This window comes from Sphingobacterium sp. MAE, from assembly GCF_056711605.1.
The window spans coordinates 706,019-730,701 of record NZ_CM160044.1; the positions used below are offsets into that span (position 1 = coordinate 706,019).

General features: G+C 33.7%; 20 protein-coding genes and 1 pseudogene. 6 read left to right on the forward strand and 15 right to left on the reverse strand.

Going from position 1 to position 24,683, the window contains the following annotated elements; all coding sequences use genetic code 11:
- Window positions 1-5: 5 nt before the first annotated feature.
- The 3 genes from AC06G9_RS03050 to AC06G9_RS03060 all read right to left on the reverse strand — a co-directional run bounded on the left by AC06G9_RS03050 (window position 6) and on the right by AC06G9_RS03060 (window position 4,887).
- Window positions 6-572, reverse strand: coding sequence for a chemotaxis protein CheB (locus tag AC06G9_RS03050; protein ID WP_293926294.1), 567 nt, complete (start codon window positions 570-572; stop codon window positions 6-8).
- A 62-nt stretch (window positions 573-634) separates the two neighbouring features.
- Window positions 635-1,444, reverse strand: a complete 810-nt coding sequence (locus AC06G9_RS03055) for a CheR family methyltransferase (RefSeq protein WP_480957498.1) — start codon at window positions 1,442-1,444, stop codon at window positions 635-637.
- 11 nt (window positions 1,445-1,455) lie between these two features.
- On the reverse strand, window positions 1,456-4,887 hold the full coding sequence (locus tag AC06G9_RS03060) for a response regulator (protein WP_248754793.1): 3,432 nt from the start codon (window positions 4,885-4,887) through the stop codon (window positions 1,456-1,458).
- A 391-nt stretch (window positions 4,888-5,278) separates the two neighbouring features.
- Here AC06G9_RS03060 and floA point away from each other — a divergent pair, with 391 nt between their 5' ends.
- The 4 genes from floA to AC06G9_RS03080 all read left to right on the forward strand — a co-directional run bounded on the left by floA (window position 5,279) and on the right by AC06G9_RS03080 (window position 9,374).
- Window positions 5,279-6,268, forward strand: a complete 990-nt coding sequence (floA, locus tag AC06G9_RS03065; RefSeq protein ID WP_045753594.1) for a flotillin-like protein FloA — start codon at window positions 5,279-5,281, stop codon at window positions 6,266-6,268.
- 153 nt (window positions 6,269-6,421) lie between these two features.
- Entirely contained in the window at window positions 6,422-7,717 is a 1,296-nt protein-coding gene (locus AC06G9_RS03070; RefSeq protein ID WP_480957499.1) for a DUF3472 domain-containing protein, read from the forward strand.
- A gap of 482 nt (window positions 7,718-8,199) precedes the next feature.
- The gene (locus AC06G9_RS03075) at window positions 8,200-8,718 is read left to right on the forward strand and encodes a KdsC family phosphatase (RefSeq protein ID WP_480957500.1); all 519 of its coding nucleotides are present in this window, start codon (window positions 8,200-8,202) and stop codon (window positions 8,716-8,718) included.
- A 2-nt stretch (window positions 8,719-8,720) separates the two neighbouring features.
- Window positions 8,721-9,374, forward strand: coding sequence for a Maf family protein (locus AC06G9_RS03080; protein ID WP_480957501.1), 654 nt, complete (start codon window positions 8,721-8,723; stop codon window positions 9,372-9,374).
- Here AC06G9_RS03080 and AC06G9_RS03085 read toward each other — a convergent pair.
- The 11 genes and pseudogenes from AC06G9_RS03085 to AC06G9_RS03135 form a co-directional block, all read right to left on the reverse strand.
- Window positions 9,327-12,260: a TonB-dependent receptor domain-containing protein gene (locus AC06G9_RS03085; protein WP_480957502.1), complete on the reverse strand. Its 2,934-nt coding sequence runs from the start codon at window positions 12,258-12,260 to the stop codon at window positions 9,327-9,329. The two genes, AC06G9_RS03080 and AC06G9_RS03085, sit on opposite strands and share 48 nt — an antisense overlap.
- A gap of 96 nt (window positions 12,261-12,356) precedes the next feature.
- A complete protein-coding gene (locus tag AC06G9_RS03090) occupies window positions 12,357-12,800 on the reverse strand; it encodes an HYC_CC_PP family protein (protein ID WP_480957503.1) in 444 nt (147 codons plus the stop codon).
- A 128-nt stretch (window positions 12,801-12,928) separates the two neighbouring features.
- Window positions 12,929-13,690 carry a tryptophan synthase subunit alpha gene (gene trpA / locus AC06G9_RS03095; protein WP_045753599.1) on the reverse strand — a complete coding sequence of 254 codons (762 nt, stop codon included), beginning with the start codon at window positions 13,688-13,690 and terminating at the stop codon, window positions 12,929-12,931.
- 4 nt (window positions 13,691-13,694) lie between these two features.
- Window positions 13,695-14,880, reverse strand: a pseudogene (gene trpB / locus AC06G9_RS03100) (tryptophan synthase subunit beta).
- Window positions 14,861-15,499 carry a phosphoribosylanthranilate isomerase gene (locus AC06G9_RS03105; RefSeq protein ID WP_480957504.1) on the reverse strand — a complete coding sequence of 213 codons (639 nt, stop codon included), beginning with the start codon at window positions 15,497-15,499 and terminating at the stop codon, window positions 14,861-14,863. The pseudogene trpB and the gene AC06G9_RS03105 overlap by 20 nt, the downstream one beginning before the upstream one ends.
- A 1-nt stretch (window position 15,500) precedes the next feature.
- Complete coding sequence (trpD, locus tag AC06G9_RS03110) at window positions 15,501-16,490, reverse strand: anthranilate phosphoribosyltransferase (RefSeq protein ID WP_045753602.1); 990 nt, start codon at window positions 16,488-16,490, stop codon at window positions 15,501-15,503.
- Window positions 16,491-16,697: 207 nt separating this feature from the next.
- Window positions 16,698-17,162, reverse strand: a complete 465-nt coding sequence (locus tag AC06G9_RS03115; RefSeq protein WP_293926317.1) for a hypothetical protein — start codon at window positions 17,160-17,162, stop codon at window positions 16,698-16,700.
- 79 nt (window positions 17,163-17,241) lie between these two features.
- Entirely contained in the window at window positions 17,242-17,463 is a 222-nt protein-coding gene (locus AC06G9_RS03120; protein ID WP_021188822.1) for a DUF2795 domain-containing protein, read from the reverse strand.
- A 144-nt stretch (window positions 17,464-17,607) separates the two neighbouring features.
- A complete protein-coding gene (locus tag AC06G9_RS03125) occupies window positions 17,608-18,366 on the reverse strand; it encodes an ABC transporter ATP-binding protein (protein ID WP_045755420.1) in 759 nt (252 codons plus the stop codon).
- A 29-nt stretch (window positions 18,367-18,395) separates the two neighbouring features.
- Complete coding sequence (locus AC06G9_RS03130; protein ID WP_293926326.1) at window positions 18,396-18,995, reverse strand: lysophospholipid acyltransferase family protein; 600 nt, start codon at window positions 18,993-18,995, stop codon at window positions 18,396-18,398.
- 228 nt (window positions 18,996-19,223) lie between these two features.
- Window positions 19,224-20,594: a dipeptidase gene (locus AC06G9_RS03135; protein WP_293926328.1), complete on the reverse strand. Its 1,371-nt coding sequence runs from the start codon at window positions 20,592-20,594 to the stop codon at window positions 19,224-19,226.
- Window positions 20,595-20,794: 200 nt separating this feature from the next.
- On the opposite strand from AC06G9_RS03135, the gene AC06G9_RS03140 reads away from it, so the two are divergent.
- Window positions 20,795-23,548 carry an outer membrane beta-barrel protein gene (locus AC06G9_RS03140; protein ID WP_480957505.1) on the forward strand — a complete coding sequence of 918 codons (2,754 nt, stop codon included), beginning with the start codon at window positions 20,795-20,797 and terminating at the stop codon, window positions 23,546-23,548.
- A gap of 9 nt (window positions 23,549-23,557) precedes the next feature.
- Window positions 23,558-24,352: a GLPGLI family protein gene (locus tag AC06G9_RS03145; RefSeq protein ID WP_293926333.1), complete on the forward strand. Its 795-nt coding sequence runs from the start codon at window positions 23,558-23,560 to the stop codon at window positions 24,350-24,352.
- Window positions 24,353-24,486: 134 nt separating this feature from the next.
- Here the strand turns inward: AC06G9_RS03145 and AC06G9_RS03150 are convergent, their stop codons facing one another.
- On the reverse strand, window positions 24,487-24,666 hold the full coding sequence (locus AC06G9_RS03150) for a hypothetical protein (protein WP_045753606.1): 180 nt from the start codon (window positions 24,664-24,666) through the stop codon (window positions 24,487-24,489).
- Window positions 24,667-24,683 lie beyond the last annotated feature (17 nt).

Here is a 24,683-nt window from a genome sequence, read left to right on the forward strand (position 1 = left end):
ATTAATCAATTTAATTGATGAATGTACTTGACAATTTCTTCAGTCGTATAAATATGATGCTGGGCATTTATGTCTATTGCTGCTTGAGGCATTGTTGCAACTTCTGCAGAATCGGGATGCTGTACGATACTTATTCCCCCATTATTTTTAATCGCTAATAATCCTTTTGCTCCATCTTGATTTGCTCCAGAAAAGAGGATTGCAATACAGTTTTCTTGATAAACTTCAGAAGCCGATTCCATGGTAACATCTATGGAAGGTCTTGAGAATTGAACTGGTTCAGAATTGTCCAATGAGAGTTTGAAATCTGGTTCTATTAATAAATGATAGCCTGGAGGAGCAAAGTAAACTTTTCCCCCTTCAATTGTTTCTTTGTCCTCTGCGGATTTAATTTGTATGGCAAATGTATTTTTTAAAACATACTCAAAATTAGATTCAAATTTTGGATTTCGATGGACAATTACAACTATTGGGATTGGGAAATTTTTAGGAATTGATTTTAATAAGTTTAAGATCACCCCAAAACCTCCTGCAGACCCCCCCAATAGCAATATTTTATTTCCCTTTTTCATCAGGTTGAATTGTTTTTATCAGCGATGTGACCATTACGAATATTTTATTCATGATGTTTTCATTACGCTATTTTTTGATAAATATTGTTTTTTTTATCAATTAATTTAAATAGATGCGCACGTTTATAGTTAATCAATGATTCCTTTGAGCCCAAACATAGAAATCCTAATTTGCAAAGTGAGTCATAAAATAGATCAAATACTTTTTCTTGCAATTGGATATCAAAATATATTAAAACGTTGCGGCAAGTAATGACTTGAAACTCATTGAAAATACCATCTGTAATCAGATTATGAATTGAAAATAAGAGGTGTTTCTTTACATCATTTTGAATGGTTGCTGCGTCATACATGGCCGTATAATATTCTGATAATGAATGCTCAGCTTTTGTTTTAATAAAGTTTTCTGAATATTCTTTTAACTTCGTTAAACTATAAATGCCTTGTTTGGCTTTATCTATAACGAGATGGTTAATATCAGTGCCATATATGAAGGAACGGCTTAGTAAATTGCATTCTTTTAATAAAATAGCTAATGAGTAAACTTCTTCGCCCGTTGAACATCCTGCACTCCAAATTTTTATGTGAGGATAAGTCTCCAGGTACGGAAAGAGCTTCGTTTTTACAGCAATATAAAATTCTGGATCTCGGAACATCTCTGTGACGTTAACAGTCATTTCAGGTATAAAGTAATTCAGGAAACCTTCTTGATTTATTAAATTTGATTTTAAACCGACAAGATCCAATTTATTAAGATCCATAATTCTAGTTATTCGTCTTTTTAAAGATGCTTTTGAATATCCAGATATATCCAAACCATGAAAATTTTTAATGATTTCTATTATTTCGTCTAATTCGGTATAGTTTAGCATATTTAATTTATTTAACTAACCCAAACACGGATTAATGAAATTAATTTATCAATATCTATTGGCTTACTGACATAGTCATTAGCCCCAGCCTCGATTGCTTTTTCTTTATCACCTTTCATCGCTTTGGCTGTAATAGCAATAATTGGTAAATCAATATATTTTCTATTTTTACGAATTTGTTCAATAGCTTCGTAACCATCCATTACAGGCATCATAATGTCCATAAGGACCAGATCAATCGCATTATCTTCATTAAGGATATCTAATGCTTCTTGTCCATTGTTGGCAATTTCTACTTGAATATTATAGCTTTCAAATGCACTAGTCAATGCAAAAATATTTCTCATATCATCGTCTGCCAATAAAATAGTTTTATTTTCTAAAGTTTTTTCAAGCTTAAAATCTTTTATTTTATTTGTAATACGGCCCTTATCTTCTGGTTCCTGATTTATTTTATTTAAGAATAAGCGAACTTCATCGATGAGTCGATCATTGGATTTGGCTGATTTAAGAACCATAGCTTGTGAATGTTTCAAAATTCTGGCTGTTTGTTCAGAAGTCAATTCCATCGCGGTATTGATTATAATTGGTGTTTCTCTGTACGTTTCATCTGATTTTATTTCATCCAGTAATTCAACACCTGATTTATCTGGTAAGTTTAGATCTAAAATAATGCAGTCATATTTATTCGCTTTATTTGCTAATAATTCAAGAGCTTTGTTGGCGTCGTAAGCTTGATCAACTATTATTTTTTCTTCTTTAAGTCCATGTTTTATAAAGTCACTTTGGATGTGTTGATCTTCAATTAATAACACTTTTTTTACTGAGTTTTCAAGCATTGCTTGAATTTTTTTAAACGTTTTTTCTAATGTTTCTTCAGATACTGGCTTAGCCATAAAGCCAATTGCTCCGGCGATAATAGGTTCATTTGCCAAATATGTACCAGCAGACATCATATGTACTGGAATGGCAGATGTATTTGGATTGGCCTTTAAAGATTTAAGTACATTCCACCCATCTATTTTGGGTAGCATAATATCTAAAATGATCGCTTTTGGTTTTAGAAAAAATGCTTTTTCTAGCCCTTCTTCACCATCATGTGCTAATATGACCTCATAATGGTGCGCTTCGGCATAGTCTTTTAGTATATCGGCGAATATGAGATCATCTTCAATAATGAGTAATGTATTTGAATTTTCATCACTATGAATTGTAGATTCATTTTTACTAATTATTGGGGAAGTGGAAGTTTTTATTATTTCCCGCGGTTCTTCAATCACAATTTCTTTCATTTTTGCGATAGTTGTCGATTCATTTAACGGCAACGTAAATGTGAAAGAACTACCTGCTCCAACTTTACTTGTTAAAGAAATTTTTCCTCCTAATAATTTTGCTGTTTCTCTACAAATTGACAAACCTAATCCCGTACCACCATATTTGCGGCTTGTAGAACCATCTTCTTGTTTAAACGCTTCGAAAATTAATTTTTGTTTGTCTGCAGCGATACCAATACCTGTATCTGTCACTTTGAAAGACAGGCCGCCATCACCATCCAAGTCGATTTCCATGATTACATCTCCGTTTGCATGCGTAAATTTGAACGCATTAGAAAGTAGGTTTTTCAAAATTTGTTGTATTCGATATTCATCTGAGAAAAAGTGAATAGGGACATTGGAAGATGTTTTTATTTTAAAATTTATCTTTTTATCTTCTGCTGTATTTTTAAAAAAAACTTCAATATAATCGATTAGATCTTTCGTGTCGATATTTTCTTGAGATAACTCAACTTTACCAGACTCAATTTTTGCTAAATCAAGGAGGTCATTGATGAGATGCAAAAGATCTGTTCCTGCATTGTGAATCACATTGGAATATTTAATCTGTTCGGTTGTCAGATTTTCTTGTTTATTATCTTGTAATAATTTGGCCAAAATTAAGATACTATTTAGCGGAGTACGGAGCTCGTGGCTCATGTTGGCCATAAATTCAGACTTGTAATTGGAAGCTAATTCTACTTCGCGAATTTTTAGAGCGATTTTGTCTTTAGCTTTCTCCAATTCATTATTTTGTTCTTGGAGTAATTTCGCTTTTTCATCCAATTCATTATTTGTTTGTACTAACTCTTCTTGTTGTACTCTTAGTTCCTCTTCTGAAGCTTCAAGTAAGTTGGTTTTGTAACCAAGTTCCTCATTTGTTGTTCTTAATTCCTCTTGCTGTGCTTCGAGCTCTTCCGTTTGTTGTTGTAATTCTTCATACAGCTCTGCCATTTTTGTATGTGCTTGTGCAACTGTTAAACTGATCGCAAGTATTTTGCTTACACTATTTAGATATTCGATCAGTTGTTCTTCCTTTTTGCTTTCCATTTGACAGATTAACTCGATGATGCCGATGGATTCATTTTCATATACAATAGGAATAAGATATAAGTGTGCTTCAAATTTATTGATCAAAGAAGAAGCAACGTGATATTTATCCGCATTGACATCACGAATTATCTGAAGTTTTTTGTCTTTCATGACATCACTCAATATGCCATCACCTTCTAAGATTATATTTTTTATGTTAGTCTCTGCCGGAATACCCTTTTTTGCTAAAAGATAGAAATTAGTGCTATTTTCTTTTTTTACATATACTGTACCGGCTAATGCATTAGTCGTTTTACAAATATTATTTAAACCAATAGTGGCAATCTCTTTTTCATTAAAATCACCTCTTAAATCTTCGTCTAATATATTAATGTTGTTTAAAATGGCATTATTCTGTTCGACTTCCGTTGAAAGTTTTAATAATGCAGCATTTGATTCTTTTTGATCTACAATGCTCTTTTTTAATGTCTTAAAGACATTAAGTACAACAATGAAAATATAGACCATAATAGCAAGACCAACGAATATTAAAAAGTAAGTGATAAACATGGTCTTTTCTAATTGATCTGTTGACTTTTGTATTAATTCTTTTCTTTTATCAATGAGTTCTTTAGAAATTATAGATATTTGATTTTGAATATCTGATCGCTTATTGTTAATATTTAAGACATGATACTTGTTCTTTTTACTGAGTTCAATATCACGGTCGAAATCATAAAATTCTAGCAGTGAGTTTTTTAGGTTATTTAATTTGTTGCTGTCAAAAATAAAATATGTATCTTTTTTGCTTAAGTTTTTTATAACTTCTAAGGGTAGGTTGATTTCATTGACATAGGGCATAAGTGCACTTTCTTTTTCTTCAGTATGGTATTCAAGTTTTGCATGATTAACTTTCGCAATACTGTTTTTGACTTTATCGATCAGATCAAATTTGGCTTCAGCATTCTGAATAACATCTCTTTCGTAAGTTGAGTGTTTTTCCAATTGAACAAAAAGAAAAAGTGATGCGGATAGTATGATGAGAAATGAAAATATAATTCCAATGATAAGTTGTTGCTGAAAACGTAGCTTTTTCATTCTGGTATAGCGATTAATATGTTGAAAATGCATTAAATAGATCTCTAATTGATATTAGAGATGAGGTAATTATTATTTGTTTTTTTTACTTGCTATTTTGCAAGTATTCTTTTTTTGAATACTTATATATGCTTAATATTTAGCGGTTTTTAGAAAATCTTTATTGAAATCTCACAAATTAAAATGATTATATATGATAAGTAAAAGTAGTAAAAAAAATGAGTAAGTAATCGTAGATTTTATTGTTAATTTTTCCAGTATATATGAATGCTTGCTGTATTATAACTTATTACTTTTTGATTATTTATCTTCACTTTTCGATCTACTATAGTATATTTTTGATCATTATTTAATATCTTTAAGAAAATTACTATTTAATTAATCTAATCAAATGGATCCAAATTTTTCTTTTGCTTTAATGATTGTAGGCTGTGTCGTGGCCTTATTTCTTTTGCTTTATTTATTACCTGTCAATCTTTGGTTTACGGCTCAACTTTCTAATGTAAAAATAAGTTTATTGAATTTGGTCTTGATGAGGTTGCGTAAGGTACCACCATCTTTGGTGACAAATGCAATGATCACTTCAACAAAAGCGGGTTTAAATATTACATCAAATGAAATTGAAACTCACTATTTGGCTGGTGGAAATGTTAATAAAGTGATTAAAGCTTTAATCTCAGCAGATAAAGCTAATATTCCTTTAAACTTTAAACTTGCTACAGCGATTGATTTGGCTGGTCGAGATGTTTTTGACGCTGTTCAATTATCGGTTAATCCGCAAGTAATTAATACACCTCCAGTAGCTGCTGTTGCAAAAGACGGAATCCAATTAATAGCAAAAGCAAGGGTTACGGTTCGGGCAAATATTAATCAATTGGTTGGAGGTGCAGGTGAAGAAACGATTTTAGCTCGCGTTGGTGAAGGGATTGTCACAACAATCGGATCTTCGGAAAGCCACAAACAGGTTCTCGAAAACCCAGATCGTATCTCAAAAACTGTTCTATCAAAAGGACTAGATAGTGGGACAGCTTTTGAAATATTATCTATCGATATTGCAGACATTGATATCGGTGAAAACGTAGGTGCTAAATTACAAACCGATCAAGCTGAAGCTGATTTAAAAGTTGCTAATGCAAGAGCTGAAGAGCGCAGGGCTATGGCTGTTGCAAACGAACAAGAGATGCGTGCTAAGGCGCAAGAAGCAAGAGCGAAAGTTATTGAGGCCGAAGCACAGTTGCCATTAGCGATGGCCGAAGCTTTTAGAAATGGAAATTTAGGCGTGATGGACTATTATAAGATGCAGAATATTCAGGCAGATACAGATATGCGGACTTCTATTTCCAAACCAGGTCATGATACGAGAGGTCATCAGAAGGATTAAAATCTGATGTAACAGTTTTTTTATACGATTTAACAACCGATTGCAGTTACAATGCAATCGGTTGTTTTTTTTCTGAGCGTTTTTCACAGTTCTATTTTCTTATTCCTATCAGTATATTTAATGCTATAATTAATTGTTATAGACATGAAATCAATGAAAAAGTTATTAACTCTATTTCTCTTTTTAAATTTAGCATTTGTATATGGGCAGACGACTGATATAAAAAAAGAGAGTTTTGTACCCATAGGTGGTAATAGTTGGGAATACCCAAAAAACAACCATAAAGAATCGATCTTGAAAACTGGAAATATCGAGAATTGGAAAGATAAAAACCGTTCGGTCAAAACATTTGTTCGTTTTGGCAAGACAGGTCAAGTACATGTTGCTATTCAAGTCTCTGCAGCAAATGAGGGTGGTGAATTTATTTTTACATTAGGAGACAAAAGTGCCAAGTTAAATATCAAACCAAATCAAAAAGGATCAATATCTATTGCTGATTTTACAATTGCAGATACGGGTTACTATTCGATGGAATTAAAAGCAACCTCGGATGCTTCGTTGTATCCAACTGTAGCAGGGTATGTTTTGACTGGGACTGCTTCAGAAGGTCATATGAATTTTGTGCGAAATAATGAAGACAACTTTTTTTATTGGGGAAGACGTGGTCCATCTACGCATATGGGATATCAACAGCCAAAAGATAAACAAATTGAATATTATTATAATGAAGTAACTGTTCCTAAAGGAAATGATGTTGAGGGTTCATATTTTATGTCTAATGGATTTAATGTAGGTTATTTTGGCATGCAAGTCAATAGTAGCACCGAACGTCGTATTTTATTTTCTGTGTGGAGTCCTTTCACAACAGATGATCCTAAACAAATACCTGACGATCATAAAATCATACTGAAGACCAAAGGAAACAGCGTTCATACTGGTGAATTTGGAAACGAGGGGTCTGGTGGGCAAAGTTATTTGAAATTTAATTGGATAGCTGGAAATACCTATAAATTTTTGTTGCGAGGCAGACCTGTCGAGAATAACTATACTGCGTATACGGCATGGTTTTATGCTCCAGAAGTAGGAAAGTGGCAAATTATCGCCGAATTTGAACGTCCGCAAACGAGTCAATATTTAACGGGATTTCATTCATTCCTCGAAAACTTTAGTCCTGAACAAGGCATTTATCAAAGAGAAGTACACTTTTCTAATCAATGGGTAGCTGATAATCAAGGAAATTGGTACCCTTGCACGGAAGGTCGATTTACTGTTGATAACACAGGACGAAAGGGGTATCGGATGGATTACTCTGGAGGTGTCAATGATAAAGGATTTTATTTGAAAAATTTTGGTTTTTTTAATAATTATGTACCTGCTGATAGTAAGTTCACTAGAAAAGTTACTGGTGAGAAACCAAAGATTGATATTAAATCGCTACCACTTAAATAAGAAATTAGAATACTAATTGATAGCTGTTAACAACTGTTTGCAGCTATTTTTTTTTGATTGCTAGTTGTTTAAAAAACAAAACCCTGATGATGGGCATCAGGGTTTGTTACTAACCAATTATAAACCTAAATTATGAAAAGACATTTTAAATAAACCACCATCTTTAAGGGTGATTTGATACTACAAAATTAATGATAAACATTTGATTTAATGTTATATGAATGTCATTTGAACTATTTATTAATGACATGCTACATTACTTTTTTGTAATAGATAACCTTAATTATCTTCTACAAAGATACACCTAAATAGCTGTTTCTACCAAATGTTTTTGAAAGAAAGTTGTTAGCGCAACAACTGTTATGACATTAAAATGATTTTTTGTCTAATTGTGATAATTACTTGTCTTTTATTAAGAAAAATTTAAGATTGATCTATAGCATTTCAAATTATATATTACTTATTTTTGAAAAAAAAGAACTATGATTTTTGATAATCTAAAAAGCGTGAAAGCTTTTGTATTGGATGTGGATGGGGTATTGACGGACGGTCGTGTACTTGTTAACGAAGCTGGAGATCAGATGCGTACTTTTAATATTAAGGATGGTTATATCATGCAACTAGCCGTTAAACGAGATTATCCAATCATCATTATTACAGGTGGCAATTCTACAGGAGTTGTGAAAAGGCTTGCGGGGCTTGGGATTAAAGAAATTCATTCAGGAATTGTTAATAAAATTGAAAAGTTGAAAGAAATTTTGATTTGTTACGACTTGACTTTTGGTGACATTCTGTATATGGGCGATGATATGCCAGATCTTGAATGCATGCAACTTGCAGGTTTAGCAGCTTGTCCAGCTGATGCTGTGGAAGAGATCAAAGCTATTTGCCACTATATTTCTCCAAAAATTGGTGGAGACGGAGCCGTTCGCGATGTAATTGAAAAGGTAATGAAAATACAAGGAAAATGGCAGATTGACACCACTGTCAAAAGTAATTAGGTATGATCGATTTAAAACAAAAAAATATAATATTGGGTTCTCAATCTCCGAGAAGAAGTCAACTATTAAAGGAATTAGGTTTGAACTTTGAGATAATAGTTCGCGAAACGGATGAAGTCGTCGACTCTAAATTAAATGCTCGAGATGTAGTTTGTGCAATTGCACAAAAGAAGGCAGAAGCTTTTGGAAATGATTTTATTGATGCATATGTTATTACAGCAGATACGATTGTTGTTACTTCAGCACAGGATATATTGGGGAAACCAAAAAGTAGAGATGAAGCGTTTCAAGTATTGAAAATAATGTCCGGAGATATTCATGAAGTGATTACTGCCGTCTGCATTTTGAATAAGGGTAAAATAACTACTTTTTCGGAATCAACTGAAGTCGAATTTTATCCATTAAGTGATGAAGAAATTATGTATTACATCGATAGGTATGAACCTTATGACAAAGCGGGTTCTTATGGTATACAAGAATGGATAGGACGTATAGGGATTAAAAGTATAAAAGGAGAATATACGAATGTAGTGGGGTTGCCGACAGCTCGGCTTTATCAGGAATTAAAAACTAAAATAAAAAAAGGAACGTTAGTTCCCTTTTTTATTTTAGTTGATATGAAATCTTACACCGGTATAGAACATTCTTCCCGTTAGTGGTCCCCATAATAGAGACGTGTCAAAGTAAGAACCAAATGGATCATCAGCCCCTAAAATTGGATTATGTTGGAAATAATTTGTTAGGTTTTCACCGCCGACATAAATTGTGAAATTTTTATTTTTTCCAAAATCTTTACTTACCTGTGCGTTCATCGTCACATAAGCATTTGATTTTGTTGCTACCTGATATTCAACTGGGTTTTGTGTTGTGGAAGGTATTCTTTTGTCTCCTACAATATTTAGGGTATAGTCAAAGCTCCATCCTGATGAAGGTAATGTATAAGCTAGATTGGTAAAACCTCTGTGTTTAGCCAGTAGCGGTTTACTTTTTCTGCCACTTTCAAAGTCAGTTTGAACATCGAGTAAACGATATGCGAGTCTTGTTTCTAACCGAGGTAAAGGATTGAAGCGTAATTCTGCCTGAAGGCTATTTGAATATGATTTACCTGTTAAGTTATAAAAAGATATTTCTCTAGGGTTTTCATAGTCGACCACAACCTGATTTTCAAAACTATTTCTAAATAGCTCAACTGATGCAGATGCTTCTCTGTTGAACAATCTGAAACTTTGATCAATTGTAAAGCCAGTATTCCAAGAAACTTCAGGATCTAATCCGTAGGCATTTTTAAAATTGTCTGGAGATTTTATAATTAATGTACGGCTACTTGCTAGTGCAGACATATTTTCTGCAATAATGTTAGCCGTTCTTTGCCCTCTACCAGCACTTAAGCGCATTGTATTGCCTGTAAAAGGTGCATAACGTAAATTTAAGCGAGGTGTAGTAAACCAACCATATAGTGAGTTATAATCTTGTCTTAAACCGACTACGGCATCAAACTTTTCATTCGGACTAAAAGTATATTCTACAAAAGCACCTGAGACAGTTTCTTTTCTTTTGAAATTTTGAACATCCAAATATAGCTCATCATAGTTATCATAATTAACCGAAGCCCCTACTCGGTATTTGTGTGCTACAGTTCCGAGTACATCTTGAAAAATTAGATTGGCATATCCATTCTGCTGTTCACCATTATAATTCTTCAAACCAAAATAGCTTTTTTGATTGTAGTTTGAACCTGCTAGTTGTAGACCTATACTTCGGTGTCTGTTTTCTGGAAATACATATCCGATTTTAGCAAAACCTTCGATTCTTTCAATATCAAAACCTAAACCATATCTGTTAGTTGTTCCTTTATCTGTTTTTTTGTTAAAATCTGTTTGACCACCTGTACGGTCATCATTTAAATATTTTATTCCAAACTGTGCCATGAAGCCTTTTCCGTTTTCATAGTTCCAACGATTTACACCCGAAAAGAGGTTTCCAACAGGGATATCACGAAAACCGTTATCACTGAAGTTCATGGTTTTATTATACATGAAATTATCATGTAATAGAACAGAGGTAGACCAGTTGTTGTTAATTTTTTGAGCCAAATTTAAGTTTACATCTGTTCTTCCCATGTTGTTAGCATAGGCATTGAAGTAAAGTCTGTCCGAATTTTGAGTTTTTTTAAGTTCAACATTAATCTGTCCAGCCATGTTTTCATATCCATTTGCAACGGAACCAATACCTTTTGCAATTTGAATAGATTCGATCCAGCTTCCAGATATCGAGTTTAGACCTAGTGGAGCTGCTAACCCCCTAGGGCCTGGTAAGTTTTCTACAGTAAGCTGTGTATATATACCGCTTAATCCTAGCATTTGAATCTGTTTAGAACCTGTTACAGCATCATTACTTACGACATCAACAGAAGCATTTGTTTCGAAACTTTCACTTAAATCACAACATGCTGCTTTAAATAGTTCTTTAGTTGTTAATACCTCTACTCGCGCAGGATTCATTCGATTGATGAAGTTTGATCTTCTGCTTCCTGTTACGACCACCTCAGATAAGACATTGCTTTTTGCATTTATCATCAATACTTCATGCAAGTCTTTTATCGTAATCGTATCTGATTGCATACCTGCAAAACTCACAACGATCTTCTTAAAATTTCCATGATGCTGTAATTTGAAAACACCATTTTCATTTGTTCTTGCATTTTTGCTTTTATCTTCTAACCAATGGATATTAACACCTGTGATTGGATTGAGGTCTCCTTTTTCATTTTCTTCAACAACTACGCCCGTTAGAATGTGGTTGTGGTCATGATGATCATCTTTCTTTGCTTTTACAGCCGTAATTTTACCGTTTTCCATTCTCGGATATAAACAACATTCATGTAATTGTTCATATACTTGATCATCGGCACGTACATTGTCTACATCGTGTCCAACGGCAGCAATGCCTTTTTTTATTTCTTCTAAAGGTGCTTTTTGATGATTATGTTTTACTACCAGCTCTTTTGTGTTTACATCCCAGATTGCTGATGTAACACCATTAATAATTGCCGCAGTTTCGATTCTTTTTTTACATAGAGCACAGTTTCCTGCTACATGCATAGTGGTTGTGCTATCAACAGAAACGGTTGTTGTAGCACTACTATTGTTTGTTGTAGCACTAACTGTTAATGGCGAAGCTTGAACTTTTTCTAATCTAGGATATAAGCAGCATTCATGCAATTCGGCATATGCTTGATCGTTTCCTCGTACATTCTCAACATCATGTCCGACAGCCGCAATGCTTTTTTTAATCGTTTCTAATGTTGATTTTTTAGCACTATAAGTTAATGCCAGCTTCTGGGTATCTTCACTCCATACGGCGTTCGACACCCCCGGAAGATTGGCTGCTTTTTCAATACGTTTTTTACACATACCGCAGTTTCCAGCGACATGTAATGTTACCGTACTGTCTTGTTTAGCAATATTAGATGTAGCTTTCAGCGAAGTATTTGCAAGAAAAATAAATAAAGGTATAAGTGCGTATTTTAATAATTGTTTCATGATTTTTTTAAAATTTTGAAATAGTAGTATACTTCAGCTTTTATAGCTAAAGTGTGACCTTGGTTGTCTTTAAAGACCTATTAAAAAATTTAAAAATCAGATTCTGAAGTTACAGTTTATCAAATAAGGAGAGATATCAGATGCTGACATCGGTTTATTTGACACGAAAACACATTTGGAATTGGCAATGTTTTCGAAGTAGTTTTGATTTATAATAATCCAGTTTAATACTAGAATAGCAGGACTGATAACTGGATAAACCTTTGCACTATCTGATGAAAAATGATTGTCATCAACGTTTTTTAAATCGACAGAAACATTTTTACATTTATTATCATCAGTGGATTTATGCTCTTCCGAAATAGGACTTTTATGGCAGGAGTCGTTTTTTTTGCATAATGTACATTCTGCATGTGATGACTCGTCTTTATTCAGAGAGATAGATTGTGTCTCTCCGTGGCAAAAATGAAAATACACAGTTGCACTAGTCGCTGTAAGAGAATAGTGAAAAATCAAGATAAGTATGATCAACTGTTTCATTTCTACAAAGCTAATAAACAACTAGCGCTCTAAAAAATTCTAGTTGTCATATTATTGCTACAATATTGATCTTAAAGAATTTCATAAGTAAAAATAAAAAAATCCTTGCGCAGGCAAGGACTTTTTTATTAACCTTTTATTGATTTAATAAAATTTGGAATTTCGTCCAAATAATTTTCTTTAGCCAATAGTTTGACAAATGCAGTTCCAATAATTGCTCCTGTTGCATAAGTTGTTGCTTGTTCAAAAGATTGTCTATTAGAAATTCCAAAGCCAATTGCTAAAGGACTTTTTAGATCCATATCTTTTATGCGTTGAAAATAGGCAGTTGTCTTATCTCCTACGCTTAATTCTGTTCCTGTTGTTGCATTAGAAGATAGTAAATAGATAAAACTGTTAGAAAGGTTGTCGATCTTTCTAATTCGCTCTTCAGAAGTCTGTGGAGTAACGATAAAAATATTGGCAACATCATTTTGTTCAAAAACATTTTTATACAGTTCCTCATATTCATACATGGGTAAATCCGGTACGATAATGCCATCAACACCAACTTTTTTACAGTCGGCACAAAATCGCTCTACGCCATATTGTAACAAAGGATTCACATATCCCATTAGAAATACAGGAATAGTGACATGTTTACGGAGCTCTTTTAACTGTTCAAAAAGAGTCTCTACGGTCATGCCGTTTTTTAGTGCTATCTCTGAACTATGTTGGATGGTAGGACCATCAGCAACAGGATCAGAGTATGGAAACCCTATTTCTAAAAAATCAGCTCCTGATTCTTCCAATTTCTTAGCGATAGCCACTGTACTGTCCAGCGTCGGATATCCGGCCGTAAAATATATAGATAGGAGACCCTGATCTCCTTTTTTTTGTATTTTTCTCATTGTATTAAAAACCGAAATATTTCATATAATTGTCCAAATCCTTGTCTCCACGACCTGAAAGACAAATGACCACAGTTTCTTCTGGTTTCAATTCCATCTTTTCTAAATATGCTAGCGCATGAGCACTTTCGATGGCTGGTATGATCCCTTCAAGTCTTGTCAATAACAGTCCAGCTTCCATTGCTTCTTTATCAGTTACGCTCACATAGTTGCCACGGCCAGATTTAAATAACCAGGCGTGCTGTGGACCAATTCCCGGATAATCCAAACCTGCAGATATGGAGTATGGTTCTATGACTTGTCCATCTGGGGTCTGCATCAGAAGCGATCGGCTTCCATGTAGCACACCCTCTTTTCCAAGTGCTGTTGTTGCGGCAGACTCGCCAGAGTCTACACCTAATCCTGCAGCTTCTACAGCAATCAGTTTGACGGATTCTTCGTCTACGAAATGGTAAAACATACCTGCTGCGTTGGAGCCTCCTCCTACACATGCTATCGCATAATCAGGATTGTATTTACCAGTTTTTTCAAACAACTGTTTTTTTGTTTCTTCTGATATGATCGACTGAAAGCGCGCAACCATATCGGGGTAGGGGTGTGGGCCTACAACAGAACCAATAATGTAATGTGTATCTACAGGATTATTTATCCAATCTCTAAGGGCTTCATTAGTAGCGTCTTTTAGTGTTTTACTTCCCGACTCTGCAGGGATAACTTCAGCTCCCATCATTTTCATACGAGCAACATTCGGTGCTTGTCTTTCAATATCGATCGCGCCCATATACACGACACATTGTAAACCTTTTAAAGCACATACCGTAGCAGTTGCCACTCCATGTTGTCCGGCGCCTGTCTCAGCAATAATTCTTTTCTTACCTAATCGTTGTGCTAATAAGATTTGACCGATGGTGTTGTTTATTTTATGCGCACCCGTATGATTGAGATCCTCTCTTTTTAAGTAGATATTACTCCCATATTTTTCTGAAAGACGGCTTGCATAGTATAGCGGTGATGGTCTTCCAACGTAATCTCTCAAAAGTTGATTAAACTCTTGCTGAAAACTCGGTTCTTGAATGATATCTAAATATTGCTCACGCAGTTCTTCTACATTTGGATATAGCATTTCCTGGAATGTAAGCACCACCAAACTGCCCATAGTATCCTTTTTCATTAACCTGATATTTGCTCATAACTCATGTTTTTCAATGTCTGTTCTAATAATTCTACATTTTTTATCCCCGATTTAAATTCAAATTTTGAATTTAAATCGAGACCATATAAACGATGATCAGGAAATTGGCTTGCTGCTATCACATTTTCAGCACTCAAGCCCCCACTCAAGAAGTATGGTTTTTCGAGCGTGTAGTTTTTTAATAGGTTCCAATCAAATTGTATTCCCGTACCACCGTGATTGACGCTTTTGGTATCAAATAAAAAATAATCAACTGCGTCATCGTATTTCTTCAATGATTGCCAGTCAAACTTTTCATCAATTCCAAAAGACTTGATGATCATGATGCTACGTGATTTAAATTCTAAACAAAAATTTGGATCTTCATGTCCATGAAGTTGTATTCCAGTTAATCCGAAAGTATCTATTTTTTCTAAAATTTCTTGTTCAGTCGCATTGACAAAAACACCAATTTTCTTTATCCCTTGGATGGATTTTATAAAATGGGCATCTAGGCTACTAACATATCTTTTTGATTGCTCATAAAAGATCAAACCCATATAGTCTATCGGTAATTTAATCAGATCAAGCATATTGTCTAGATCTTTCATACCACAAACTTTGATTTTTAAGCTCATGTTATTTATTTATAAGTTTTTTGAAACTATTTAATGCTCTTCCACTCCGTAATGATTCTTCAGCTTCATTAAAGCAATCAGCAAAGGTCTTCTCAGGATCAAATGTTTTAATTGCAAATGCTGCGTTTGTAAGTACGACATTGTTTTGAATATCATTGCCCTTATTGCTGATAATGGTTAAAAATGTATCTGCGGCCTCATTGATCGTCTCTCCACTCGCTAATGATGCTGGGGGTACAATATTAAATCCCAACTGAGGGATACTGTAATACTGTTCACCAGCGTTTGTGATGACTTTAAAGTCGCCCGTTAAAGATATTTCATCATAGCCATCGAGTGCATGTATAATCGAATATTGTTTCTCCGACTCCTGATATAGGTAACCATACAATCTTGCTAGCTCGAGACTGAAAACACCAACAGATTGAAATTTCGGATTTGCAGGATTCGTTAATGGACCTAACATGTTAAAAAAAGTTTTTACTCCTAGTGCCTTTCGAATAGGGGCAACAGTTTTCATTGCAGGATGAAACAATGGTGCGTGTAGAAAGCAAATATTTGCTTCTTCAAGTTGTCTGGAGAGTTCGCCCTTGTCATTTGTAAATTGATAACCTAAATACTCCATGACGTTGGAAGAACCACAGCCTGAAGAAACACCAATATTACCATGTTTAGCGACATGGTAACCTGCTCCAGCTACAATAAATGAGGCTAATGTAGAAATGTTAAATGTATTCTTGCCATCGCCTCCTGTACCACATAAATCGATTAAATTATAACCGTCAAAATCTACTTTAAGGCATAGGTCATACATGGCATCTCTAAATCCACCTAGTTCTTCCACACGGATGCTCCGCATGCCATATGCGGTCATGAATGCTGCGATTTGATGGCTATCATATTTTCCCTCTGTAATATTGATCAGGATGTCATAAGCCTCTTTTCTGCTGAATGATTTATATTCGAATAAATGCGCTAATATTTTTTTCATGCTGCTATTAAAATAAAAAAAGGCTTACCTAAAAAGGCAAGCCTACTATTTTGATGTATAGATAAATCTAAGCAATAGTTTTTTGCCACAACAGTTTAACTGTTATGCCACCACCAAGACTTATTTAATACGTTTATATTCATTTTATTATTGTTATAGCAAATATGGTTGATTATTTTAAAAAAAACAAGGATTTAGTGAATTATTTTAATATGTCACAAAATGAGCTAAATTATTTCCTTTCGAAACCAATGTAAAAGATCCAATTTTCCCCGAATCTAAGTAAAGTGATACAACCAACTTATTCTTTACTTTTAGGAAGTAAATATGATTTGCATTTTTTCCTTCTAGATCGATATCTTTTGTTTCTTTCTTAGGAAGTTGAAAGTAGTTGATATAGTGTATCTGACTGCTGTCTTTCATCTGAATATTAAGTCTTACTTCATTCAAACTTGCTTCGAGATATTCAAAATATTCATCTGTTAGTTCCTTGTTGATCGTTATATATTGACTCAATATGACGTCAGTGGCCAGAGATTGATCATAAAGTGCCGCGACAAATTTCTTTATAAAAACTAAATTCGTGTCAGCAGTTTCATATTCGTGACCAAAATTAATCTTTGGTGCTATGAGTAGTAGAAGCAAACATATACCTTTTAAGTATGTCATCATAATAATTAAGACTAAAATATAGTTAAAAGGATTAATAGGTATAAAAAATGCCTTACAAATCATTGTAAGGCATTTTTTATTAATACTCGTCCTCGTTAAAGAAGAAATCATCCTTAGTAGGATAATCTGGCCAAATTTCTTCTATATTTTCATAAGGCTCACCGTCGTCCTCTAAATCTTGTAAATTTTCGATTACTTCAACAGGAGCACCAGAACGAATACCATAGTCGATTAATTCATCTTTTGTTGCCGGCCAAGGGGCATCTTCTAAATGCGAAGCTAACTCTAATGTCCAATACATAATAAAAACAGATTAAGTTTTCAATTTTCGCAAAAATATAATTTAATTTGTCTTTAGCAAGTTATTTGTTATTTATTTTTCATGAATGATATTAATGTGTTGATATTCAGTTGAAAAAAATATCATGAAGTTATCGTTAATATGCTAAATATTTTCAAAATCGTCACCTTTTTCTTCTAAAGCAGATAATCGAGGAGAAACTGATTTGATATCAGTATTAGGATAATCAGCTTCTATTAGACCATCTCTCATTCGGACGATTCGATGTGCATGTTGTGCGATATCCTCCTCATGCGTTACCAAGATAATCGTATTTCCTTTCGAATGAATTTCTTCTAAAAGTCCCATAATTTCAATAGAAGTCTTGGTGTCCAAATTTCCTGTCGGTTCATCAGCAAGAATGATAGAAGGATTGTTGATCAATGCACGTGCAACTGCTACACGCTGGCGTTGCCCGCCCGAAAGCTCATTGGGACGGTGATCTATACGATTACCTAAGCCAACACTATTTAAAGCTTGAGTAGCTTTTTCTTCTCGTACACTTTGTTTAATACCAGCATATATCAAAGGAAGAGCAACATTTTCCAATGCTGTGCTTTTGGGTAATAAATTGAAAGTCTGAAAAACAAAACCTATCTCTTTATTTCGGACTTCAGCCAATTCATCATCAGACATTTCACTAACATTAATACCATTTAAAATATATGCGCCATGATTAGGAGTGTCCAAGCAGCCTAAAATATTCATTAATGTTGATTTTCCAGATCCAGATGGTCCCATCAATGCAACAAACTCACCCTTCTTTATATTTAAAGAAACAGATGTTAATGCATGTATTGTTTCTGTTCCAATTGTATACTGTCGGGCAATTTCTTGAATTTCAATTAATGTTGAGGAAGCCATAACGAACATTTTTTTATTTGGTTATTAAATTACAATTTATTCTGCAATTTCCAATGTAATAGCATTTTATTATAAACGTGATCTTCTAAATCCGAAGCATTCTTTTCAGTGTATTCTCGCGTGTTTATTGGTGCAAATACTTGTATGTTTACTGTGCCGGGGTGTGAACCTAATTTATGACCATCATCCCATAAGATTTCCCATGCATTTTCGATCACAATAGGTATGATCGGAATATTATTTTCGATTGCCATACGGAATGCTCCGGATTTAAATGGATGTATTGTCGGAGGATATTGTTTATCAATTTTTCCCTCAGGAAATATAACGAGCGTCTTTCCTTCTTTTAACATGTCGTTAGCTTTTTTGAATGATCTAAAAGATGACATTTTACTTTTACGATCAACAGGTATATCGATTGTTTTGAAGAAAATTCGGGTCACAGGATTTTTTAATAATTCAGCTTTTCCAAGAAAGGTGATCGCTCTGGGTGAAATATAGGTCATCGCTGTAATATCTAGAACCGAAGTATGATTAGCACAAAGGATATAGGGCTTAGACCAGTCAATCTTTTCCTCAAACTTGACGCGATAAAAAATACCTGCACAATACGACCCGAGTAAACTCATCCATCTCCTAAGAAAAGCTATTTTAGTATAATTCTTTATTGGATTTCTTGCATACAACCAAATGGCAGGAAAAAGAAAGCAGAAAATGATAAAAACACTTGCGAAGTAAAAGTAGCTGTGCAGTTTCTTTAAGAATATAATCATCAAATAGTAAGGTGTCTTAATTTTGGGCTAATATATTATAAAAAGGGGGATATAAATCCCCCTTTTGTACATTTATCGTAAGTTTTACTTACTTAATTCAGCATAGTATTTATGAAATAGAGGAATCGTCGAAATACCTTTCAAATAATTTTCAATCCCGTACTTTTCATTTGGAGAGTGCAAGTTGTCACTGTTGAGCCCGAAACCTAACAAAACCGTTTTTAATCCTAAAACTTCTTCAAATAAAGCAACAATAGGAATAGAACCACCACCACGAGTAGGAATAGGTTTTACTCCAAATGTTTCCGTGAGTGCTTTTTCAGCAGCTTTATAGGCTACACTGTCTGTAGGAGTGACGACTGGTTCACCACCATGATGCGGTTTAACTTCTACATGGACATATTTTGGAGCAATTGCTTCAAAATGTTTTTTGAATAAATCAGTGATACGTTGTGAATTTTGATTTGGAACCAAACGCATGGAGATTTTAGCAAATGCTTTAGAAGGTAGTACAGTTTTTGCACCTTCACCAATATAGCCACCCCATATACCATTTACTTCCAATGTCGGACGAGTACCTGTACGCTCTATGGTAGAATAGCCTTCTTCACCCCATAATGCTTCTACACCTAGATCTTTTTTATATTCTTCGATTTCAAATGGAGCTTTATTCAATTCATTACGCTCTTCCTGAGAGAGTTCGACCACATCGTCGTAAAATCCAGGAATTGCGATATGATTATTCTCATCATGCAATGATGCAATTAATTTTGCTAATACGGTAGCAGGATTTGCAACAGCACCCCCGTAAACGCCAGAGTGTAAATCTCTATTTGGACCGGTTACTTCTACTTCTACATATGATAGTCCTCTTAGTCCTGTTTCTAATGATGGAGTTTCTAGACTAATCATAGAGGTGTCAGAAATAACAATGACATCAGCTTTTAATTTTTCCTTATTTTCCTTGACAAAAGTTCCAAGATTAACAGATCCAACTTCTTCTTCACCCTCTATCATGAATTTAATATTGCAAGCAAGTGCATTATTTTTCATCATGTATTCAAATGCCTTCACATGCATGTAGAATTGTCCTTTGTCATCAGCAGAGCCGCGCGCATAGATTTTACCATCACGAATAGTTGGTTCAAAGGGCGGGGTATCCCACAATTCATATGGATCTGCAGGTTGCACATCATAATGTCCATAAGTCAATACTGTAGGAAGTGAAGGGTCAATGATCTTTTCTCCGTATACAATAGGATTACCAGCAGTTTGACAGATTTCTACCTGATCTGCGCCAGCTTCCTTTAACTTTTGTGCGACAAATTCCGCAGTCTTTTCAACATCTCCTTTGAATTTTGGATCAGCGCTTACTGATGGGAGGCGTAATAAATCAAACAACTCATCTAAAAATCGTTGTTTGTTTGCCTCAACATATTCTTGTATCGTTTGCATAGTATGAATGTATTTATAACAAAAATAGGTAAAACATTATAATTTCACTTTGAGAATTATGGTTTTAAAATCATTATTAAAGGATTTAAAAAAAAGATTAAAATTGTTGTAACATTTCCATGCATTGCTCATCTAATAAGAACAACAATACAATATATTTGCACAGTTTTATTAACCAACGTGATAATTATAGTTTTTAGATGAAAAGAAAAACGATTTTCCATTTGCTGTTGCTATTACCGATGCTTGTGAGCTTTTGCTTTGCTCAGAGTAAAATTCAAGGTAAAATTAGTGATGCCAAAGATCAGCAGAAGTTGTCAAATGCAACAGTCATGCTTTTGAGTGCCAAAGACTCTATTCTTTTAGATTTTACCAGATCTGATGAAAATGGTAATTTTTCGTTAAGTACACCCATACACAGTGAAGCAGTACTTATTGTAAGTTATCCCAAATATGGAGACTATTATACCGAAATTTTACCAAATCAAGATTATTTAGCATTAAAAGTTGGTTTGACAAATACAGCACAGCTTTTACAAGAAGTTATCGTGACAGGTCGCATTCCGATCACTATTAAAGGAGATACTACGGAGTATGATGCAGGTAGCTTTAAAGTGGAAAAAAATGCAAAAGTCGAAGATTTATTGAAAGTATTGCCGGGTATTACGGTTGATGCATCAGGAAAGATTACTGCCCAAGGTAAAACTGTGAAAAGAGTTCTAGTTGACGGTGAAGAGTTCTTCGGGGATGATCCAAAATTAGTAACTCGTAATATTCGTTCGGACATGGTCGACAAAGTGCAGGTCTATGAAAAGCAGTCTGAACAAGCGGAACGTACTGGAGTCGATGATGGAAATAAAGAACAAACGATCAATGTAAAGCTAAAAGAAGGTTCTAAAAACGGAGTCTTTGGTAAAGCTGTTGCCGGAGCGGGAACTGATGATTACTACAATGGACAGCTAATGCTAAACAAATTTAAAGGTTCACAAAAGATATCCGCTTACGGATTATTTGGAAATAACGGTGGTACATCATTGTCTTGGGAAGATGCTCAGAAATACGGCTCGGATTCAGGAGTTAGTTACAATGATGATGGAATGTATTTCAGTTCAGGAGGAGATGATTTCTCAGGATCTGGCTCTATAGGAATACCTAAAGTCATCAATACAGGTGTCAACTTTTTTGATAAATGGAAAACAGATAAACATAAATTAAATTTAAGTTACAAATACGGAAAAATTGAAAGTGATGGTAACGAGACGACAAATAAACAAAATAATCTCGAGGACGGTATTCAATTTACAGATAAAGTAAGAAACGCTAAATCTGATTTAACGAAACAAAGAATGAATTTGAAGTATGACTTGAAGTTTGATTCGTTGACAACGTTAACCATTCAAGGTAATGCCTCAAAAAGTAAAAATTGGACTGACGATCGGTCTTTTTCAAAAATGACAAATAAGAATGGTGATTCATTAAATTCTGATTCGACGAATAATAGTCGAAATTCGAATGCGCAATCTTTTGGTCTTAACGCTTTCCTAACAAAGAAATTTAAAAAAGCCGGTCGTTCGATCTCTTTGAATATGAATATCAATAGAGCTGAAAATGATGGTGATGGATATTTACTTTCAAAAATTAAGTATTATGAAAAAAATGTATTGTCAAGAGATACAATAACCGATCAGTATAAATTAAATAATGGTAATAATACAAGTAAAGGTGCTACATTAACTTATACTGAACCACTAACGAAGAAATTGAATCTTTCTCTAAATTATGGTTTGAATAAAAATGATAATAATTCATCGCAGTTCTCTTATAACAGAGATCAAGCAGGTAATTATAATGTCTTAGATAATCGTTTTAGTAATGATTATAGTTACGATAGGTTTTCTAATAATTATAAGGTTGCACTAACTTATAAAGATGAAAAACTTCGAGCCAATTTCACGAACAGTATAAATGATGATCAATTAAAGCAATCTAATAACCATTCGAAAGAACAAGTTCAACGTTCGTTTTTAACTTACAATCCTAATTTGAATATTAGCTATAATATTACAAAAGGGAAAGGAATTTATTTTAGTTATTCAGGAAGAAATCAATTGCCATCTTTGAATCAGATTCAGCCCATTCTTGATAATACCGATCAATTAAACTTCGTGATTGGTAATGAGAATTTAAAACCCTCATTTAGCAATAGTTTTAATGTAAATTATAATTCTTTTAAAATTCTTTCAGGCTCTTATACCTATTTGGGTGCAAATTATAGTAATCAGAATGACGCATTTGTTCAGAATATTACAACTGATAATAATGGTAAAAGTACTTATCGTTGGGAGAATTTAACAGATAAAACGAATCAATCAATAAATGTATATGGTGGTTTTCATTTTAAATTGAATAAAGAATTGGGAATTGAAAACTCTCCTAGGATAGCAGTTTATGGGTCAAAGAATTATAATATGGTCAATAAGGCATTAAATAAAGTTGATGTATTAAATTATAATTTTACATATGCCATTTCTAGGAATATGAAAAAGGGATTTGATTTCGATATCAATTTGACACCTGGTTACAAAACTATGAGCTCTTCTTTACAGCCTGATGTAAATAGTAATGGTTTCACCTTTGGATCAAACGGAGGGATGAGCTATTATTTTCCTAAGAAATTTAAAGTTTATGTCAACTATGATTATACCTATGAAGCCTCTACTGACGCCTTTGCGACAAAGCTTGATCAATTTTTGATTCACCCGGGGGTAAGTAAAAAGTTCTTAAAAAATGAATCATTAGAGTTGGATTTTACAGTAAATGATATCCTGAATCAAAACAAAGGATTTGAACGTAGTCAAAATAACTCAGTTTTCACACAGCGTCGTTATGATACGATCCAACGTTATTACATGTTGAAATTGAGCTGGGATTTCACAAAAATGTTTATGAATTAAAAATAATTTATGAAAGTATTAAAATTTATAGCAGTTCTATTCTTACTGTTTGTAGTAGGGGAGAGTAAAGCACAGTATACCCTTTTTTCAAAGACCGGAACAATTACATTTGATAAGACAATGTATATTAAAAACATCATTGCTAAGCAATTTGTAGCAAAAGCAGATGAAAATTCTCGTCATTGGTTTCAAGAAATGGTGACAACAGCGCCTCAAAGTGTTACAATTCAAAAAACATTGAAATTTAATGGTAGTGAAACTCTTTTTGAGCCTGTTAAGAAGGAGCTTGATCCAGCATCATCACGTTACATGATGCAATTAGCATTAGATTTTGACGGGGTTACATCTTCTAATCTTGAACAAAATAGCTATAAAAGATTCAATGACATATTTGGAGAAAAGATAGTAATTCAAGATTCCTTGAAGAAAATTAAATGGAAAATTACAGATGAATATCGTGAAATTGCTGGATTTAACTGCAGAAGGGCCAATGGTGTTACTTCAGATTCAATTTATGTGATTGGGTTTTATGCAAATGAAATACCTGTATACGGTGGTCCTGAATCAATAAATGGTCTTCCAGGAATGATTTTAGGGCTTGTGGTTCCTAATCAACATGTTTCCTATTTTGCCTCTAAAGTTGAACTTTCTAGTGCTCCAGTAATGGATAAGAAAGTATTTGAAGCCAAAAAAGTTAAAGTATTAACAAGAGCTGAGGTCGATAAGCAATTTACACAGACTCTTTCGTCAGGAATGATGACAAAGGATATGGTTAAATATATTATGCAGCTACTTTTATTGTAATTGTAAAACCAAGCTGTGTATAATTTAAAAAGCCCTTAAATATTATATTTAAGGGCTTTATTAATATAAAAAAATAATATCAAAATAAAAGGCGCTTTTAAAGCGCCTTTTATTTTGATTAAGATAAATAATAATTATTTACCATCATTTTTCTTAGCAGTAACTTCGTTACGAATTTCTTGTGCTAATGTTTTAATGTCCTGTAATCCTTTGCGTACACGAGTACCAGCAGCAGAGTTACCATTGTTGAAAAATTTGTCTGCATCTGCTTCGATTGATGCTACTAACTCTTTTAATTTTACGTAGTTTTCCATTTTAATAATTATAATTT